This is a genomic window from Pseudomonas sp. AC083 (assembly GCF_979253165.1).
In genome coordinates, this window is record NZ_CEEDDH010000002.1 from 350,100 (window position 1) to 366,566 (window position 16,467).

Sequence of the window (16,467 nt, forward strand, 5' to 3'; positions counted from 1 at the left end):
AGCTGCCGAAGGCTGCGATCTTTTGCTTCTGCTGTTAGCCCTTTAACCAAACCCCTTTCCCGATCAACCGCGCCCGGTCATGGGCCACAGTGAAATCCTGCTCCGGCCCCTTCGGCACAACCCCTGTCGGGTTAATCGTCTTGTGGCTGCCATAGTAGTGATGCTTGATGTGCTGGAAATCCACCGTTTCGGCAATCCCCGGCCACTGATACATCTCGCGCAGCCAGTTCGACAGGTTCGGGTAATCGGCAATCCGCCGCAGGTTGCACTTGAAGTGCCCGTGATACACCGCGTCAAAGCGAATCATCGTGGTAAACAGGCGCACGTCGGCCTCAGTCAGGTATTCCCCGCTCAGGTAGCGATTGGCACCCAGCAGTTGCTCCAGATGATCCAGTTCGGCGAAGACTTCATCGAACGCCTGTTCGTAGGCCTGTTGCGACGTGGCGAACCCGGCACGATAGACTCCGTTGTTCACCGCCGGGTAGATCCGCTCGTTCAGCGCATCGATCTCGTTGCGTAGCGCCGCCGGGTACAAGTCCAGATCGTTACCCGTGATCCCGTCGAAGGCGCTGTTGAACATGCGGATGATTTCCGCCGATTCATTGCTGACAATGCGCTTGAGTTTCTTGTCCCACAACACTGGCACCGTCACGCGCCCGGTGTAGTCAGGCGTGTCAGCGGTGTATCGCTGATGCATGAAATCGAAGCCATCGAGTTTGTCGCCGGTCGAACCGAGCGCCTTGTCGAAGGTCCAGCCGTTCTCCAGCATCAGCCAGCTGACCACCGACACGTCGATCAGACTTTCCAGCCCTTTGAGTTTGCGCAGAATAAGCGTGCGATGCGCCCAAGGGCAGGCAAGGGAAACGTAGAGGTGATAGCGTCCGGCTTCGGCGGCGAAACCGCCTTCACCGCTGGGGCCTGGCTGACCATCGGCGGTCACCCAGTTGCGGCGTTGCGCTTGTTCGCGCTGGAACGCGCCGTCCTTGCTGCTTTCGTACCACTTGTCCTGCCAGTGGCCGTCGACGAGTAAACCCATGATCAAGACTCCCAAAACCAATATTCGTTGGAGTCGAGTCTATTCCGATGAGTTCGAACAAAAAGCGCAAAGATCGGGCGCTAATGATCGGTTAGATCGATGTGTTGCGCGCCGCCCAGTATTGTTCTGCGGTTGTGAAGGCCTGTTCGCGATTCTGACCGAGACCGCGCAGGGCGAGGGCCATGGTCGCAATCAAGGCCATTTGCGGGTAACTGTCGACCACATCGCCACGCCACACGGCTTTCAAGTGCTCGATGTCCAGCGAGGCGGGTTTGACGTGGCGCTGCGCTGACAGCTGCGGCCATTCTTCGTCCCAGCTCTGACCGCCGCTGGTGCCATAAAGGTGGCTGGTGGCGTCGGGGTTGATCTCGATTTCACCGCCATCGCCCTTGACCACAATTGCCGTGTCGCCGAGCAAGCCGCTGGCATCGCGATGCACCGCCTGGTAGCCCGGATGGAAAATGCTTTGCAGGCCACAACGCGCACCCAGCGGATTGAGAATCCGCGCCAGCGAGTGGATCGGCGACCGCAGGCCCAGGGTATTGCGCAGGTCGATCATCTTTTGCAACTGCGGCGCCCAGTCCACCAGCGGCATAAACGCCAGACCGCCGTTGTCCAGTGCCGCGCCGACCTGCTGCCAATTGCGGCACAGGGGAATGTTCAGTTCGCCCAGCAGTTGTTCGCTGTACAGACGCCCGGCCGTGTGTGCGCCGCCGCCATGCATGAAGATGCGCACGCCGTTTTGCGCCAAGCACTTGGCCGCCAGCAGATACCACGGCAGGTGGCGTTTTTTGCCGGCGTAGGTCGGCCAGTCCAAGTCGACATTCAATGCGGGCGCGTGCAAGCGTGCGCGCAGGGCTTCGGTGAAACCGGCCATTTCCTCGGCACTTTCTTCCTTGTGCCGCAGCAACATCAGGAAGGCACCCAGTTGCGTATCTTCGACGTGGTCATCGAGCACCATGCCCATGGCCTCGCGGGCTTCCTCGCGCGTCAGGTCGCGGGCGCCGCGCTTGCCCTTGCCGAGAATGCGCACGAATTGCGCGAACGGATGCTCGGCAGGCGTTTCGAGGGTCAAAGCTGGAAAATCGTTCATAGGCAATTCGTCGGTTTGGGCAGGCCCGCCAGTTTCGCGGCGAGTTTGGCAGGGGTGCCTTTGAACAGTCGGTTCAGGTGCAGGCTGTTGCCTTTGTCCGCGCCGAGTTTCAACGCGGTGTACTTGATCAGCGGACGCGTGGCCGGCGATAGCTGAAATTCGGCGTAGAAGCTACGCAGAAGCTCTAGGACTTCCCAGTGTTCGGGCGTCAACTCGATGTCTTCGGCGGCGGCGAGGGCGCTGGCGACTTCAGCCGACCAGTCGCTGAGGTCAACGAGAAAGCCGTCCTTGTCCAGTTCGATGGCGCGGGCGCCGACGGTCATTGAATTCATAGCCAGCTGTTGACCTTGGCGTGATGGATCGACAGTTCGACGAAGGCCGGGTAGTCAATGGCCTCGGCCCAGTCTGGAACCTCGATCGCACGCGCCTGTGCGTCCTCAACCAATACAAAAAGTTTGATTGGTCGCTCTTGCAGAGCAGAGAACGGCGCAGTGTTCGGTTGCAGCGCATACACCGCATCGCCGGACAACAACACGGCGTCGGCGCTGCCGAGCAGGCGCAGACAACTGCTCAGGCGATCGTCGCCGAATGGGGAATGAGACAACACATGCAAAGTCGACATCAGAGGGTGATCACCTGATCGTAGCGGTCAATAAGGGCGGTGATTTGATCAGCGGCGAGTGGCTGCGCCTCGTCCAGCGACAGGTTGCCAAGACCGCGAGCATTGGCGCTTTCGGAGCAATAGAACAGCTCTTCGACACCAAACATCGGCAGCGCCTGCAGATTGGCGCTGAGGTCTTTCTGCTGCAAGGCCTTGGCGTTCTGCCCGGCGGCCAGTTGCAGCACGCCGTCATCGAGAAACAGCAAACCGATCGGCAGATCGAAGGCGCCACCGGCCAGCACGATATCCAGCGCTTCCCGCGCACCGGGGCCGGACCACGGCGATTGGCGGCTGATGATCAACAGCGATTTGGCCATGTTCAAGCGCCTCCGAAACAGATGAGCCGATCAGCGTCCTGCACGGCGTCGTGCAATTGACCCAGACCGGACAATTCCCACGGCGCGCTGAGCGAAATCGCTTCACGCTGGTAACGCTTGGCTTCTTCTTCGTTCAACACACCACGGCGCAAAGCGGCGGCGATGCAGACCACGCCGTCGAGTTGCTTTTCGTTGATAAAGGCGCGCCATTGCTTGGGCAAGTCCAGTTCATCCTGCGGCGTCACCACCGCATCGGAGGCGTTGAACACGCCGTCCTGATAGAAGAACAGCCGAACAATCTCATGGCCGCCGGCCAGCGCGGCCTGGGCAAACAGCAAGGCACGGCGCGAGGAGGGCGCATGGGCGGCGGAAAACAGCGCAATGGCGAACTTCATGATGGACTCGATCAACGAAACTGCGGCCATGATAAAGCTTTATTGCGACAGCCGCGAAACCCGAGTTTTACGCAGATTCCTTTGTAGGAGCTGCCGAAGGCAGCGATCTTTTGATCTTGAAGAGCAAAATCAAAAGATCGCAGCCTTCGGCAGCTCCTACATCGATTACGGGGTGATGCCGTAAAGATCGCAATACTCGATCCAGTCCATCCCCGCCATTTCTGCCACTTCCCGGTGCACTTCCAGCCGTTGCGCCTGATATTCCTCGGGCGAAGCAGCGGTCAGCTGCAATGTCAGCTCCCAAGCAAACAACCCTTGGCTTTCCGCCTCAGCCTCGAATGCTTCGTGCAAGCGTTCTTCGCGATACTGCGCCTGGGTTTCGCCTTTGGCCTGAGCCAGCAGCGGGTTGAGATGGTCGAGGGTTTCACGTAGTTCGGGTCGCGCATCGAGAAACAGTTTCAAAGCCTGTTCATGTCGCTGGTCGCTAGGCGCCATGTAATTTCCTTGTGTGACTGATGACCATAGGGTGCCGCACCTGCTTGCGCATGTCGCGCATAAAAACAGTAAAGCAGAACGATTTGCCGCGTCGCAGTGCTACAGTCCGCTTTTTTCTCGATGAGCAAATGCAATGCGAATGCTGATGGTAGTGCTGGCGGCGGCCCTGTTGGCCGGGTGCGCCGGTTCGGTGATGAACGATGCTCGCAGCAAGAGCCCGGACAAGGTCCTGACCTCGGACAAGCCGGAGAAAGACGTCGCCCGGTGCGTGCAATTCGCCTGGCAGGACGAAGCGGTGTTTGGCGTCGACGCGGCGGCCTATCTGGAACCGCGCGAGTCCGGCGGCACTACGGTTTATACGCGTTCGGCAGAGTCGTTTGTCGATGTGATCACCGAAGCGTCAGGTACGACCTTGAACTATTACGCGCAGAAGAGTGATTTTGTCGCGATGCGGCGGATGGCGGCGATGGCGACCTGCCTGTGATTATGGGGTGAAGCGGTTGACGCTTTCGCGAGCAGGCTCGCTCCCACAAGTTGTAATGCATTGCACTGTGGGAGCGAGCCTGCTCGCGAATACGGCATGACTCAATCGATCAGGCGCTTCTGAAAGTAGTGCCGCTTGTGCCCCGGTGGGTAGTCAACGATTTCCCCAAACTGGCTGAACCCCAGCTTCCTGTAGAACTCCGGCGCCTGAAAATCGAACGTGTCGAGCCAGAGGCCGTAGCAATTCTTTTCCCTGGCCAAGGCTTCCGCCTGAGCCATCAATTTCGAGCCGATCCCCTGTCCGCGACCCTGTTCCGGTACTGACAGCAGCTCGATGAACATCCAGCGAAAAATCATTCGCCCGTACAAACCGCCCAGTATTTCGCCATTCTGGTCTTTGACCATCAAGGCGAACGGCTCGGATTTAGAACCGCCGGTTTGAGCATCGTTGTACTCGATCAGTGGCTGCAGAATGGCCTGACGCTGTTCCTCGGTAGGATTCTGCGTCAACTCGATACGCAAATTCATGCATGACTTCCTTGTGTAATTGAACGCCCAGCCTAACGCGTCCGGGCAAATGCCTCCAAGCCCTTCGATCGAACAAGCGGAACCGTCAAACCAGCGTTGCGGTCTAGGCTTTTATCGCGTCTTTCCCTGAGCGCGATTGATGAGGAAATCCCGTGAATATTTTTGAAGCCCTGCGCGAAAGCCACGAGCGCCAGCGCACTTACGCCAAGGCTTTGATCGCGACCAGCGGCGACAGCCCTGAGCGGGTCGAGGCCTACAAGCAGCTCAAAGCAGAACTGCAAGCGCATGAAACCGCTGAAGAGCGGCATTTCTACATTCCGTTGATGGAAATCGATGAAGGCGTGGACCTGAGCCGCCACGCCATCGCCGAACACCACGAAATGGACGAGATGATGGAAGAGCTCGACGAGACCGAAATGTCCAGTCCGGCCTGGCTGGCCACAGCGAAAAAGCTTTCCGACAAGGTTCATCACCACCTCGAGGAAGAAGAGCACAAATTCTTCCAGATGGCCGGCAAGCTGCTCGATGATAAACAGAAAACCCAACTCGCCGGGCAGTACGAAAAGGAGTATCAGGCGCAACTGTCTGAATGACCAAAGGTGACTCGGCGTGTAGGTGTTCAGCTACACGTTGAGTGCGATGCGTCGTCGAGAACTGGTTATGCATCCAGTGTTTCCGGGCTTTTTACGTCTTGCACACTGGGACTGTGACAAAAGCGCCGATGGACAAAAAATTCACCTCCGTTAGCTTGAAGGCCTCTCCTCGGGAAGGAGAGTTCTCAAATCAACGGAGTGAGCAAGATGAATCAGGCAATCCCACAAACTCAACTCAAACACGGTCGTGTCATCTCGCCAGCGAGTCGCGGCGCAGTGGCCATCGACCTCGGCTTGCTAGGCGCTTGGCAAGTCAATGAAATGGAAGGTGGCAAGAACTTTCCGGCCGTAGACGCCGGACCTTTCCCGCAACCTTTCGAGACCGACTCGGACAGCGTCGCGCCGCCGGCCGATGGCTACATCCTCAGCGGCGGCAAGACGGATGCCCGCGATTGCGTCAATTACACCGACGACGAGATGAGCAAGAAGCTCGGTCGTTCCTTCAGCTGGCCGCTGCTCAACGTCGATCCGGGCCAGACTCTCAACGTCACCTGGGCCTACACCGCACCGCACACCACCCGAGGTTATCGCTGGCTGATCACCAAAGACGGCTGGGATCCCCAGCAACGCATCAGCCGTGGGCAGCTCGAAACCCAGCCGTTCTTCGAAGACTTCTACCCGCAAGTGCCGTATTACAGCCATGTCGGCGAATTGAAGGCCAAGGTCGATCATCAAGTGAAGCTGCCTGCGAACAAGCAGGGTCATCATGTCATTGTGCTGATGTGGATCGTCGCCAATACCGGCAACGCCTTCTACCAGGCCTTCGACGCCGACTTTCAGTAACCGCGCAGGCTGAACGAGCCCGGTAGCGCTGCCGGGCTTTTTTTGTCGGCGCAATTGATCGACCATGGCAGTCCCCCCATGAAGACAGGATCAGACGCGATGTCCAACACAGCCGAACGGGTCAACATCGTCGACACTCAGGTGTTGTCCCACGACTGGTATCTGCTGAAGAAAATCACCTTCGATTACCACCGCAACAACGGCGAGTGGCAGCGCCAGACTCGCGAGGTATACGACCGGGGCAACGGCGCGGCGATTCTGCTGTTCAACCGCGAAAAGCGCACGGTGGTGCTGACCCGCCAGTTTCGTTTGCCGGTGTTCGTCAACGGCCACGATGGATTGTTGATCGAGGTGGCCGCCGGGTTGCTGGAAGTTGCCGCGCCCGAGCAGCGCATTCGTGACGAAGCCGAGGAGGAAACCGGTTACCGCGTGCACGACGTGAAAAAAGTATTCGAGGCGTACATGAGTCCCGGTTCGGTGACGGAGAAGCTGCACTTTTTTATCGCTGAATACGATGCCACCTCCAAGGTCAGCGACGGTGGTGGCCTGGAAGAGGAAACCGAAGAACTGGAAGTGCTCGAATGGAGATTCGATGAGGCACTGGCAGCGTTTCAACGCGGCGAGATCTGCGATGCCAAGACCATCATGCTGTTGCAGTACGCAGCGATGAATAACCTCTTCGCTTGATTCGGGCAGGAGCTGCCAAAGACTGCGATGGCTCAGCATACTGGCTGAACGGGGAGGCGCAATACGCAAAGCCGGCCATACTGCTTGTTGCTCCTGAAGCGTTGCCCTGCGTTTTGCGCAGTCCCCAAAAACAAAAAGAGATCGACTCATGAAGTACGAACCTTTGGCCAGATCGCTCATTGCGACCTCTCTGGCGCTCAGCTGTCTCATGGCTCACGCGGCATCAGTGGCTCCGGTGGCGGCGGAAAACGGCATGGTGGTCACCGCGCAACATCTGGCGACCCATGTCGGCGTCGACGTTTTGAAAAACGGCGGCAATGCCGTGGATGCGGCAGTGGCCGTGGGCTATGCGCTGGCGGTGGTCTATCCGGCTGCGGGCAACCTTGGCGGCGGCGGGTTCATGACTATTCAACTGGCGGACGGGCGCAAGACCTTTCTCGATTTCCGCGAAAAAGCGCCTCTGGCAGCGACCGCCAACATGTATCTGGACAAGGACGGTAACGTCATTCCGGAACTGAGCACGCGCGGGCACCTGGCGGTCGGCGTACCGGGTACGGTGTCTGGCATGGAGCTGGCGCTGAGCAAATACGGCACCAAACAGCGCAAGGAGATGATTGCCCCGGCGATCAAACTGGCCGAAGACGGTTTCGAGCTGCAGCAGGGCGATGTCGAGCTGCTCGAATACGCGACGGATGTGTTCAAGAAGGACATGCGCGATTCCGGCTCGATCTTCCTCAGCAACGGCGAGCCGATGCAGGTCGGGCAGAAACTGGTGCAAAAGGATCTGGCGAAAACCCTGCGGACGATTTCCGACAAGGGCGCCGACGGCTTCTACAAAGGTTGGGTCGCCGATGCCATTGTCACTTCCAGCCAGGCCAACAAAGGCATCATCAGCCAGGCCGACCTGGACAAATACAAGACTCGCGAACTGGCCCCGGTTGAGTGCGATTATCGCGGCTATCACGTAGTCTCGGCGCCACCGCCAAGCTCCGGCGGGGTGGTGATCTGCCAGATCATGAACATTCTCGAAGGTTATCCGATGAAGGACCTGGGCTTCCATTCCGCTCAGGGCATGCACTACCAGATCGAAGCGATGCGCCATGCGTACGTCGATCGCAACAGCTACCTCGGCGATCCGGATTTCGTGAAGAATCCGATCGAGCATCTGCTGGACAAGAATTACGCGACCAAACTGCGCAACGCCATCCAGCCGCAGAAGGCCGGTGTGTCGGCTGAGCTCAAGCCCGGTGTAGCGCCCCACGAAGGCAGCAACACCACGCACTATTCGATTGTCGACAAGTGGGGCAATGCGGTCTCGGTCACCTACACCCTCAATGACTGGTTCGGCGCAGGCGTGATGGCGAGCAAGACCGGGGTGATTCTCAACGATGAAATGGACGACTTCACCTCCAAGGTGGGCGTGCCGAACATGTATGGCCTGGTTCAGGGTGAAGCCAATGCCATTGCACCGGGCAAGGCGCCGCTGTCGTCGATGAGTCCGACCATCGTCACCAAGGATGGCAAAGTAGTGATGGTGGTGGGCACGCCGGGCGGTAGCCGGATCATCACCGCGACCTTGCTGACCATGCTCAACGTGATCGATTACGGCATGGGGCTGCAGGAAGCGGTCGACGCTCCGCGCTTCCATCAGCAGTGGATGCCGGAGGAAACCAACCTCGAAGACTTCGCCGCCAGCCCGGATACGAAAAAGATCCTGGAAAGCTGGGGCCACAAGTTTGCCGGCCCGCAGGATGCCAACCACATCGCCGCGATTCTGGTCGGCGCGCCGTCCCTGGGCGGCAAACCGGTTGGCAAGAATCGCTTTTACGGCGCCAATGATCCACGGCGCAATACCGGCTTGTCTTTGGGTTACTGAGCGGAGTAAAAGAGGGGCGGGCGCAGGTCCGCCCCATTCTCAAAGACTGATCAAGGAAGGCTCGACATGACCACGGCATTACTGATCATCGATGTCCAGCAGGCGCTGTGTGCTGGTGAATATCAGTGCTTTGAAATCGACCGCGTGATCGCCACGATCAATGATCTCAGCCAGCGCGCCCGCAACGCTGGCGTTCCAGTGGTGTTAATTCAGCATGAAGAAAAGGATGGTCCATTCGTGCATGGGGCGGACGGTTGGCAACTGGCCAAGGGTCTGCTGATTTCGACGGAAGACCTGCGTATAGGCAAAACCACCGGGGACTCTTTCTACCAGACCGATCTCGGCAAGCTGCTGCCCAGCGAAGACTTCGAACGCCTGATCATCTGCGGCCTGCAGACCGATTACTGCGTCAACGCCACGGTGCGCAGCGCGCATTCACTGGGCTACGACATCGTCGTCGCGCGGGATGCGCATTCGACGGTCGATAACGGCAACATGAGCGCCGAGGACATCATTGCCGAACACAACAAGGACTTCGCCGCCCTGACCAGTTCCGTGGCACGAATCGATGTCAAACCGGCAGCCGAAGTGATCTTCTGAAATGCACATAAAACTCTGTGGGAGCGAGCCTGCTCGCGAAAGCGCTGTGACAGCCAACATCAAACCGACTGATATACCGCCGTCGCGAGCAGGCTCGCTCCCACAGGCATTTGGTCGGTCTCAAAATCAGAGAGCACCGCAGTCGGAAACGATGCACTAGGTTTGGACGCGATTCGCATCACGCAGCAACCGCTCGATCTGCGCCAATTCCCACGTGCTGAGCAGACTCACCGGGTCCGTGCCATAACGCTGCCACGTGTCCAGCGTCGCTTCATCCCCGGCGCAGTTGCGCGCGTATTCACAGTGATGCAAGTGTCCCTCGGCGAAGTCCAACAGCAGATGCCAGCCCTCGATGTATACGGTAATCAGCCCGGACTGGGACATTACCTCGCAGACTTCGAACCCAAGCACGCCCAGCGCAGCTTCGCGCAGGCGCTGACACACATCACGGGCGGACAAAAACGCTGACATGCTGCGACTCGATTCGATGGACAAGCCTGCAAGGATAAGGCCCGCGCCACCCCATGTCAGCGTTTCACTGGCCCGAGGCCGAACAATTCCGTAACATTCGCCTCCCTCTTTTTTCGCGAAAACAGCAGCCGTGCCCAGCGGCCGCTCAGTCAGGTAAGCCATGAAACCGATTCGTCTGCGCGCCGATGTCCTCGCCGGACTCACCACCTCGTTCGCCCTGTTGCCCGAATGCATTGCTTTCGCCCTGGTCGCGCATCTCAATCCGCTGATGGGCTTGTACGGCGCGTTCATCATTTGCACGCTGACGGCGTTGTTTGGCGGCCGACCGGGCATGGTTTCCGGTGCGGCGGGTTCGATGGCGGTGGTGATCGTCGCGCTGGTGGTGCAACACGGCGTGCAATATCTGCTGGCAACGGTGCTGCTCGGCGGTCTGATCATGATGGCGTTCGGGCTGTTGCGTTTGGGCAAACTGGTGCGCATGGTGCCGCATCCGGTGATGCTCGGCTTCGTCAACGGCCTGGCGATCATCATTGCGCTGGCGCAACTGGAGCACTTCAAAAGCGGCGAGCACTGGCTCAGCGGTACGCCGCTGTATCTGATGACCGGGCTGGTGCTACTGACCATGGCCATCGTTTACATCCTGCCGCGCGTGACCAAAGCGGTACCGCCGGCCCTGGTGGCGATCCTTGGTGTCGGCCTGCTGGTCTACCTGTTCGGGCTGCCGACCCGCACCCTCGGTGACATGGCGCACATTGCCGGCGGTCTGCCGACCTTCGCTTTGCCGGACATCCCATGGAATTTCGAAACCCTGCGCATCATCGCCCCGTACGCGATCCTGATGGCGATGGTCGGCCTGCTGGAAACCCTGCTGACGCTGAACCTGACCGACGAGATCACCGAAACCCGTGGCTATCCGGATCGCGAGTGCGTAGCGCTCGGCGCGGCGAACATGGTGTCCGGGGCGTTCGGTGGCATGGGCGGTTGCGCGATGATCGGGCAGACCGTGATCAATCTCAGCTCCGGCGGGCGCGGGCGCTTGTCCGGCGTGGTTGCCGGTGTGCTGATTCTGTTGTTCATTCTGTTTCTGTCACCGCTGATCGAGCGTATTCCGCTCGCCGCGCTGGTCGGGGTGATGTTCGTGGTGTCGCAGCAGACTTTCGCCTGGGCGTCGTTGCGGGTGATCAACAAGGTGCCGCTGCACGATGTGCTGGTGATCATCGCGGTGACCACCATCACCGTGTTCACCGATCTGGCCACGGCCGTGCTGTGCGGGATCATCATCGCCGCGCTCAACTTCGCCTGGCAGCAGGCCCGCGAACTGTACGCCGATGAACATCTGGAGGCCGACGGCAGCAAGCTCTATCGCCTGCACGGCACGCTGTTTTTCGCCTCGACCACGCCGTTTCTCAACCAGTTCGATCCGGCCAACGACCCGGCCAAAGTCACTCTCGATTGCCGGCACCTGAGCTTTGTCGATTATTCGGCGATCGCCGCATTGAAAACCCTGCGTGAACGCTACGCCAAGGCTGGCAAGCATCTACAAGTGTTTCATCTGTCGGAACGCTGCAAGAAATTACTCAAGCGCGCCGGCGTCGATCACGATTGACGCCGCTGGTTTTGCGTCCTTGAGCCAGGTCTTGCCGAGAATCCGCGAGACTTGTTCGGCGGAGTAGGGCTTGGCGAGAAATTCAAAACCTTCGTACCCGCTGCGCGCCAGTTCTTCGCTGTAGCCGGAGGTCAGAATCACCGGCAGATCGGGGCGGCGCTGGCGCAGTTCCTTGGCCAACGCGACACCGGTGATGCCCGGCATGACTACGTCGGAAAACACCGCATCGAACGCGCTGGCATCGCTACCGGCCAACTGCAGGGCTTCTTCGGCGTTGGTCGCCCACGCGGTTTCATAGCCCAGATCCTGGAGGATCTGGTTGGCGAAACGGCCGACATCGAGATTGTCTTCGACCACCAGCACCCGGCGTTTTTCGCACGCCGGCTGCACCTCGCCATTCTCCTCTGCCTCGTCCATTTCTGCCTCGATCGCCGGCACTTGCGGCAAATACAAGGTGAACTCGGTGCCTTGACCAAGCACGCTGGAGACGTCGACGTTGCCGCCCGACTGCTTGGCAAACCCGAACACCTGCGACAGCCCCAGCCCCGTGCCTTTGCCGACAGCCTTGGTGGTAAAGAACGGCTCGAAGATGTGTTCGAGGGTGTGTGCGTCGATGCCGGCACCGGTGTCGGCCAGGGCAATCGACACGAAATGGCTGCTGGACCCAGCGTGGCCGCGAATCGGCGGCAACGCTTTATGGCACTCCAGGCGCAATTTCAGCTCACCCTGACCATTCATGGCGTCGCGAGCGTTCAGGGCGATGTTGATCAACGCGGTTTCAAACTGACTGAGATCGACGCGGATGTAGCAGGGGTGATCCGGGCGCTCGACGCACACGTGAATCTGCGCGCCGGTGACCGATTCGAGCATCTCGCCGATGTTTGCCAAACGTTCGCCGGCGTCGACTACCTGCGGATTGAGCGGCTGACGGCGGGCGAAGGCGAGCAACTGGCTGGTCAGCTTGGAGGCGCGCTCAACGGTGTCGGACACCGCGCGCATGTAGCGTTGGCGGCGTTCTTCCGGCAGGTTGGGCTGGCGCAGAAAATCCACCGACGAACGAATGATCGTCAGCAAATTGTTGAAGTCATGGGCGACGCCGCCGGTCAATTGGCCGATGGCTTCGAGCTTCTGCGACTGGCGTAATGCCGACTCGGCCTGGGCCAGACGCAGGCTGCGCTCTTCGACCCGTTGTTCCAGCGTGGCATTGAGTTCAGCCAATGCAAGCAAGCCCTCGCGCACGTTGGCGTCGGCGCGCACTCGCTCGATGTGCGCCCAGCAACGTTCGGTGACTTCGCTGAGCAGCGCCTGTTCGAAGCTCGACCAGACACGCGGCACTTTGTCGTGAATGGCCATTAACGCGGTAAGACGACCTTGCTTGATCAGCGGCACGCAAATGGTGGCGGTGATGCCTATGCCCTGAAAGGTCGCTGATTCTTCCGGCGGCAATTCGCTGCGGTTGTCGTGGATCACCAAAGGTTGACCCGCGCGCAGAAGACGTACTGCTTTCTCGCCGAAATCGCGCAAACGGTAGTGGCCGACGATGCTCGGCGAACCCGGCGCTGCATAGTCGCCGCGAATGGTGAAACCATCTTCGTCGGCATCCATGTCGGCGTAGGCGCAATTGGACAGACGCAGTTGCTCGACCATCAGCCGCGTGCTTGCCGCCAGGATTGCTTGCGCATCCGTGGCATTGGTCACCGCTTCGCCGATGGCATCGAGGACCGCCAGGCGTCGGTTGAGATAAACGGTCTGGGTGGTCTCGGTGACGGTGTCGATCATGCCGACGACATTGCCGTGGGAGTCGCGAATCGGGCTGTAGCAAAAAGTGAAGAACGCCTGCTCCGGGCCTTTGCCGCGTTCGATCTGCAGAGCGAAGTTTTCGATGTAAGTGGCCTGGCCGGCGTACGCGGCCTCAGCAATCGGGCTGATCTCGTGCCAGGCTTCCTTCCAGATGTCGCTGAAAGGGCGTCCCAACGCGTGCGGCTTGTCGCCGAGAATCGGTACGAAGGCGTCGTTATAGAGTGTGATGAGTTGCGGGCCCCAGACGATCGCCTGAGGAAAATGCGAGGCGAGACTGAGCGAGACAGTGGTCTTGAGTACATCGGGCCAGTTTTCCAACGGGCCGAGGGGCGAATTCGCCCAGTCGTGACGGCGGATCTGCCCGGCCATCTCGCCGTTGTCTTGCAACCAGTCTGTCATGGGGTTCGTGTCTTTCCGGGCATTTGTCTGAGAACAAAGACCTGCGTACAGGCTGTTTGGTTTCAGCGCACCAGACACTGTTTGCGCTGCGAATTATTCTGACCTACATCATGGCAGCAAAAAACAGCGCTGGCGAAAAGAGCATCTTTTCGCCAGCGGATTTTTCTTCAGTTCGTGAGCGACTGCTCAGGCCTCGACGGCCGGGAAGTCAATGTCGGTCAGCGCCGTGTTGTTCAGGTAGTTGGTCAATGTCTGCACGGCGACCAGGGCAATCACTTCGATGATCTTGCGGTCATCGATACCGGCAGCGCGAGCGGCGGCCAACTGTTCATCGCTCAAGTGGCCACGGGTTTCGGTCAGTTGGCGGGCGAGGGCGGCGTAGGCATTCAGTTCGCCATGACGTGCCGCGATGATGTCCTGCGCCGACAGCCCGGCTTTGCCGGCGAACACGGTGTGTGCGGACAGGCAATAGTCGCAACCGTTGACCTGCGAAGTGGCGAGGTAGATGGCTTCTTTCTCTTTGCCGCTCAATGAGGTCTTGCCGAGGATGGCCGAGGCTTGCAGGTAAGTGTCGAATGCAACCGGCGCCTGGGCGAGGGTGGTAAAGACGTTGGGCAGGAAACCGATTTTTTTCTTCACGCCTTCCAGTGCAGGACGGGTGGCATCGGTGGCGGTGTCGAGGCTGATTGCAGGGATGCGGCTCATGGTGATTCTCCGAAATTCCGCAGCGAAGTGCAGCGGCGATGGAGAGATCTTAGGGGCTGCCAATGGCGCTTTGGCGGCAAATCGTCGAGGATATGCGGCAGATCGTCCAGATATGCCTCGGGAGTCAGCCATGGATCGCCTTTCCACATTACTCAGTCATTTCGGCGTAAACGCTGGCACCTTCCATAGCGGCACGTTTTGCGGCGTAAGCGTTCACGAAGGCGAACCGGTCGGCCATGTGCATGTTCTGCAAGCCGGGGCGTTGCTGCTCAAACCGGGCAACGAGCGGGAAATTCGCCTGGAAGAACCGTCGCTGATTTTCTTTCCCCGGCCGTTCACCCACCGGATGTCTGCCGACGAGGCCATGGCCAGCCAAGTGGTGTGCGCCTCGCTGACCTTCGACGGTGGCTCGGGCAATGCCCTGGCCGCCGCGTTACCGGACTATCTGGTATTGAAACTCACCGACATCCCGGAATTGCGCAGCACCCTTGACTGGCTGTTCAACGAAGCTTTTGAAGGGCATTGCGGGCGCGTGGCGGTGATGGATCGTCTGTTTGAATTGCTGGTGATTCTGCTGCTGCGCCATCTCATCGGCAGTCGAGATCAGCAACCGGGCATGATGGCCGGGCTGGCGGATCCGCGCGTGTCTCGCGCCTTGAACCTGATCCACGAGCAGCCGCACAAGCCTTGGAGTGTCGCTGATCTCGCGGCGGCGGCGAACCAGTCCCGCGCCGGTTTTGCCGAGCAGTTTCGCCGCGTGGTCGGGCAGACGCCGGCCGATTACCTGTTGAGCTGGCGCGTCAGCCTCGCGCAGAAACGCCTGCGCGAGGGTCGGCCGATTGCATTGATTGCCGAGGAGGTTGGATACGAAAGTCCGTCGGCGCTGGCCCGGGCATTTCGGCGCAAGACCGGGCTCAGTCCTCGGCAATGGAAAGCCGAACACTGAACATTACCTGGCGAATTTCTTCGCTCCGGCCACGCAAAGAATCACCCCCAGCGTGACGCCGAGCATGCCGACACTGACCTGCTCATGCAACAACGTCGCCGCCAGTGCCAGACCAAAAAACGGCTGCAGCAACTGCAACTGCCCGACCGCTGCGATTCCACCTTGTGCCAGACCGCGATACCAGAACACGAAGCCGATCAGCATGCTGAACAGCGACACGTAAGCCAGGCACATCCACGCAGGCAAACTGATGTCGGCGAACGAGGCGGGCGCCAGCCACAGGCTCAGCACTGTCATCAGCGGTAACGACAACACCAGCGCCCAGCAGATCACCTGCCAGCCGCCGAGGCTGCGCGACAGTTTCGCGCCTTCGGCGTAACCGAGGCCGCAGGCCAGGATCGCCGCGAGCATCAGCAGATCGCCGGTGGGCGAGGCACTCAAGCCTTGGGACAGGGCAAAGCCCACCACCAATGCGCTGCCCAGCACCGAAAAGATCCAGAACACTGGACGTGGCCGCTCCCCACCACGCAAGACTCCAAACATCGCCGTGGCCAGCGGCAGCAATCCTACAAACACGATCGAATGCGCTGACGTGACGTGCTGCAATGCCAACGCGGTCAGCAGCGGAAAACCCAACACCACGCCCAGTGCCACAATCAACAGCGACAGCCACTGATGGCGCGACGGTTGCTGTTGCTTGAACAACAGCAGAAGTCCGACGGCCAGTGCGCCGGCGATCGCTGCTCGCACCACGGTCAGAAACACCGGATCGAATTCCAGCACCGCCAAACGTGTGGCCGGCAGCGAACCGCTGAAGATCAGCACGCCGATAAAACCGTTGATCCAGCCGCTGGTTTTTTCCAGTGCCGGGTGGGCCGCAGTCGATGTTGTGTGCATGTCGGTCGCGCTCAAAAAGTGGCTTGTGTCGCCGTG

At 59.6% G+C, this 16,467-nt stretch carries 20 protein-coding genes; 8 read left to right on the forward strand and 12 right to left on the reverse strand.

Annotation, left to right across the window (positions count from 1 at the left end; genetic code table 11):
• Positions 1 to 34: 34 nt before the first annotated feature.
• The 7 genes from AC0IXA_RS04665 to AC0IXA_RS04695 all read right to left on the reverse strand — a co-directional run bounded on the left by AC0IXA_RS04665 (position 35) and on the right by AC0IXA_RS04695 (position 3,997).
• Positions 35 to 1,036 (reverse strand): glutathione S-transferase family protein, encoded by a 1,002-nt coding sequence (locus AC0IXA_RS04665; protein WP_471811949.1) that lies wholly within the window; start codon positions 1,034 to 1,036, stop codon positions 35 to 37.
• A gap of 91 nt (positions 1,037 to 1,127) precedes the next feature.
• Entirely contained in the window at positions 1,128 to 2,129 is a 1,002-nt protein-coding gene (locus AC0IXA_RS04670; RefSeq protein WP_341637162.1) for a glycosyl transferase family protein, read from the reverse strand.
• Entirely contained in the window at positions 2,126 to 2,461 is a 336-nt protein-coding gene (locus AC0IXA_RS04675; protein ID WP_016770652.1) for a TusE/DsrC/DsvC family sulfur relay protein, read from the reverse strand. The genes AC0IXA_RS04670 and AC0IXA_RS04675 overlap by 4 nt, the downstream gene beginning before the upstream one ends.
• Positions 2,458 to 2,751 carry a sulfurtransferase complex subunit TusB gene (gene tusB, locus AC0IXA_RS04680; protein WP_281879074.1) on the reverse strand — a complete coding sequence of 98 codons (294 nt, stop codon included), beginning with the start codon at positions 2,749 to 2,751 and terminating at the stop codon, positions 2,458 to 2,460. The genes AC0IXA_RS04675 and tusB overlap by 4 nt, the downstream gene beginning before the upstream one ends.
• Positions 2,751 to 3,107 (reverse strand): sulfurtransferase complex subunit TusC, encoded by a 357-nt coding sequence (gene tusC, locus AC0IXA_RS04685; RefSeq protein WP_471811951.1) that lies wholly within the window; start codon positions 3,105 to 3,107, stop codon positions 2,751 to 2,753. Before tusC ends, tusB begins: the two co-directional genes overlap by 1 nt.
• Positions 3,108 to 3,109: 2 nt before the next feature.
• Entirely contained in the window at positions 3,110 to 3,502 is a 393-nt protein-coding gene (gene tusD, locus AC0IXA_RS04690; RefSeq protein WP_038860118.1) for a sulfurtransferase complex subunit TusD, read from the reverse strand.
• 165 nt (positions 3,503 to 3,667) lie between these two features.
• Complete coding sequence (locus AC0IXA_RS04695) at positions 3,668 to 3,997, reverse strand: DUF6388 family protein (RefSeq protein ID WP_471811953.1); 330 nt, start codon at positions 3,995 to 3,997, stop codon at positions 3,668 to 3,670.
• A 133-nt stretch (positions 3,998 to 4,130) separates the two neighbouring features.
• Between AC0IXA_RS04695 and AC0IXA_RS04700 the strand changes: the two genes are divergently transcribed.
• Positions 4,131 to 4,481 (forward strand): hypothetical protein, encoded by a 351-nt coding sequence (locus AC0IXA_RS04700; protein ID WP_024013401.1) that lies wholly within the window; start codon positions 4,131 to 4,133, stop codon positions 4,479 to 4,481.
• 101 nt (positions 4,482 to 4,582) lie between these two features.
• On the opposite strand, the gene AC0IXA_RS04705 is transcribed toward AC0IXA_RS04700, so the two are convergent.
• Complete coding sequence (locus tag AC0IXA_RS04705) at positions 4,583 to 5,008, reverse strand: GNAT family N-acetyltransferase (RefSeq protein ID WP_122691925.1); 426 nt, start codon at positions 5,006 to 5,008, stop codon at positions 4,583 to 4,585.
• A 152-nt stretch (positions 5,009 to 5,160) separates the two neighbouring features.
• Here AC0IXA_RS04705 and AC0IXA_RS04710 point away from each other — a divergent pair, with 152 nt between their 5' ends.
• The 5 genes from AC0IXA_RS04710 to AC0IXA_RS04730 all read left to right on the forward strand — a co-directional run bounded on the left by AC0IXA_RS04710 (position 5,161) and on the right by AC0IXA_RS04730 (position 9,607).
• Positions 5,161 to 5,601, forward strand: coding sequence for a hemerythrin domain-containing protein (locus tag AC0IXA_RS04710; protein WP_016775257.1), 441 nt, complete (start codon positions 5,161 to 5,163; stop codon positions 5,599 to 5,601).
• A 207-nt stretch (positions 5,602 to 5,808) separates the two neighbouring features.
• Entirely contained in the window at positions 5,809 to 6,444 is a 636-nt protein-coding gene (locus AC0IXA_RS04715; protein ID WP_471811956.1) for a lytic polysaccharide monooxygenase auxiliary activity family 9 protein, read from the forward strand.
• A 99-nt stretch (positions 6,445 to 6,543) separates the two neighbouring features.
• A complete protein-coding gene (locus AC0IXA_RS04720; RefSeq protein ID WP_471811958.1) occupies positions 6,544 to 7,131 on the forward strand; it encodes an NUDIX domain-containing protein in 588 nt (195 codons plus the stop codon).
• 148 nt (positions 7,132 to 7,279) lie between these two features.
• Entirely contained in the window at positions 7,280 to 9,007 is a 1,728-nt protein-coding gene (ggt, locus tag AC0IXA_RS04725; protein ID WP_471811960.1) for a gamma-glutamyltransferase, read from the forward strand.
• Between the two features lie 66 nt (positions 9,008 to 9,073).
• Positions 9,074 to 9,607 (forward strand): cysteine hydrolase family protein, encoded by a 534-nt coding sequence (locus tag AC0IXA_RS04730; protein ID WP_471811962.1) that lies wholly within the window; start codon positions 9,074 to 9,076, stop codon positions 9,605 to 9,607.
• A gap of 156 nt (positions 9,608 to 9,763) precedes the next feature.
• Here AC0IXA_RS04730 and AC0IXA_RS04735 read toward each other — a convergent pair whose 3' ends face one another.
• On the reverse strand, positions 9,764 to 10,078 hold the full coding sequence (locus AC0IXA_RS04735; protein WP_341637168.1) for a DUF7693 family protein: 315 nt from the start codon (positions 10,076 to 10,078) through the stop codon (positions 9,764 to 9,766).
• Between the two features lie 160 nt (positions 10,079 to 10,238).
• Here AC0IXA_RS04735 and AC0IXA_RS04740 point away from each other — a divergent pair, with 160 nt between their 5' ends.
• Positions 10,239 to 11,684 carry a SulP family inorganic anion transporter gene (locus AC0IXA_RS04740; protein WP_341637169.1) on the forward strand — a complete coding sequence of 482 codons (1,446 nt, stop codon included), beginning with the start codon at positions 10,239 to 10,241 and terminating at the stop codon, positions 11,682 to 11,684.
• Here the strand turns inward: AC0IXA_RS04740 and AC0IXA_RS04745 are convergent.
• Together AC0IXA_RS04745 and AC0IXA_RS04750 are read right to left on the reverse strand one after the other, a co-directional pair.
• Positions 11,652 to 13,883 (reverse strand): response regulator, encoded by a 2,232-nt coding sequence (locus AC0IXA_RS04745; protein WP_471811964.1) that lies wholly within the window; start codon positions 13,881 to 13,883, stop codon positions 11,652 to 11,654. The genes AC0IXA_RS04740 and AC0IXA_RS04745 overlap by 33 nt on opposite strands.
• Before the next feature lie 186 nt (positions 13,884 to 14,069).
• Positions 14,070 to 14,588: a carboxymuconolactone decarboxylase family protein gene (locus AC0IXA_RS04750; protein WP_110645511.1), complete on the reverse strand. Its 519-nt coding sequence runs from the start codon at positions 14,586 to 14,588 to the stop codon at positions 14,070 to 14,072.
• A gap of 130 nt (positions 14,589 to 14,718) precedes the next feature.
• Between AC0IXA_RS04750 and AC0IXA_RS04755 the strand changes: the two genes are divergently transcribed.
• Positions 14,719 to 15,534: an AraC family transcriptional regulator gene (locus AC0IXA_RS04755; protein ID WP_125918726.1), complete on the forward strand. Its 816-nt coding sequence runs from the start codon at positions 14,719 to 14,721 to the stop codon at positions 15,532 to 15,534.
• Positions 15,535 to 15,537: 3 nt separating this feature from the next.
• Here AC0IXA_RS04755 and AC0IXA_RS04760 read toward each other — a convergent pair whose 3' ends face one another.
• On the reverse strand, positions 15,538 to 16,431 hold the full coding sequence (locus AC0IXA_RS04760; protein ID WP_341637171.1) for a DMT family transporter: 894 nt from the start codon (positions 16,429 to 16,431) through the stop codon (positions 15,538 to 15,540).
• Between the last annotated feature and the right edge of the window lie 36 nt (positions 16,432 to 16,467).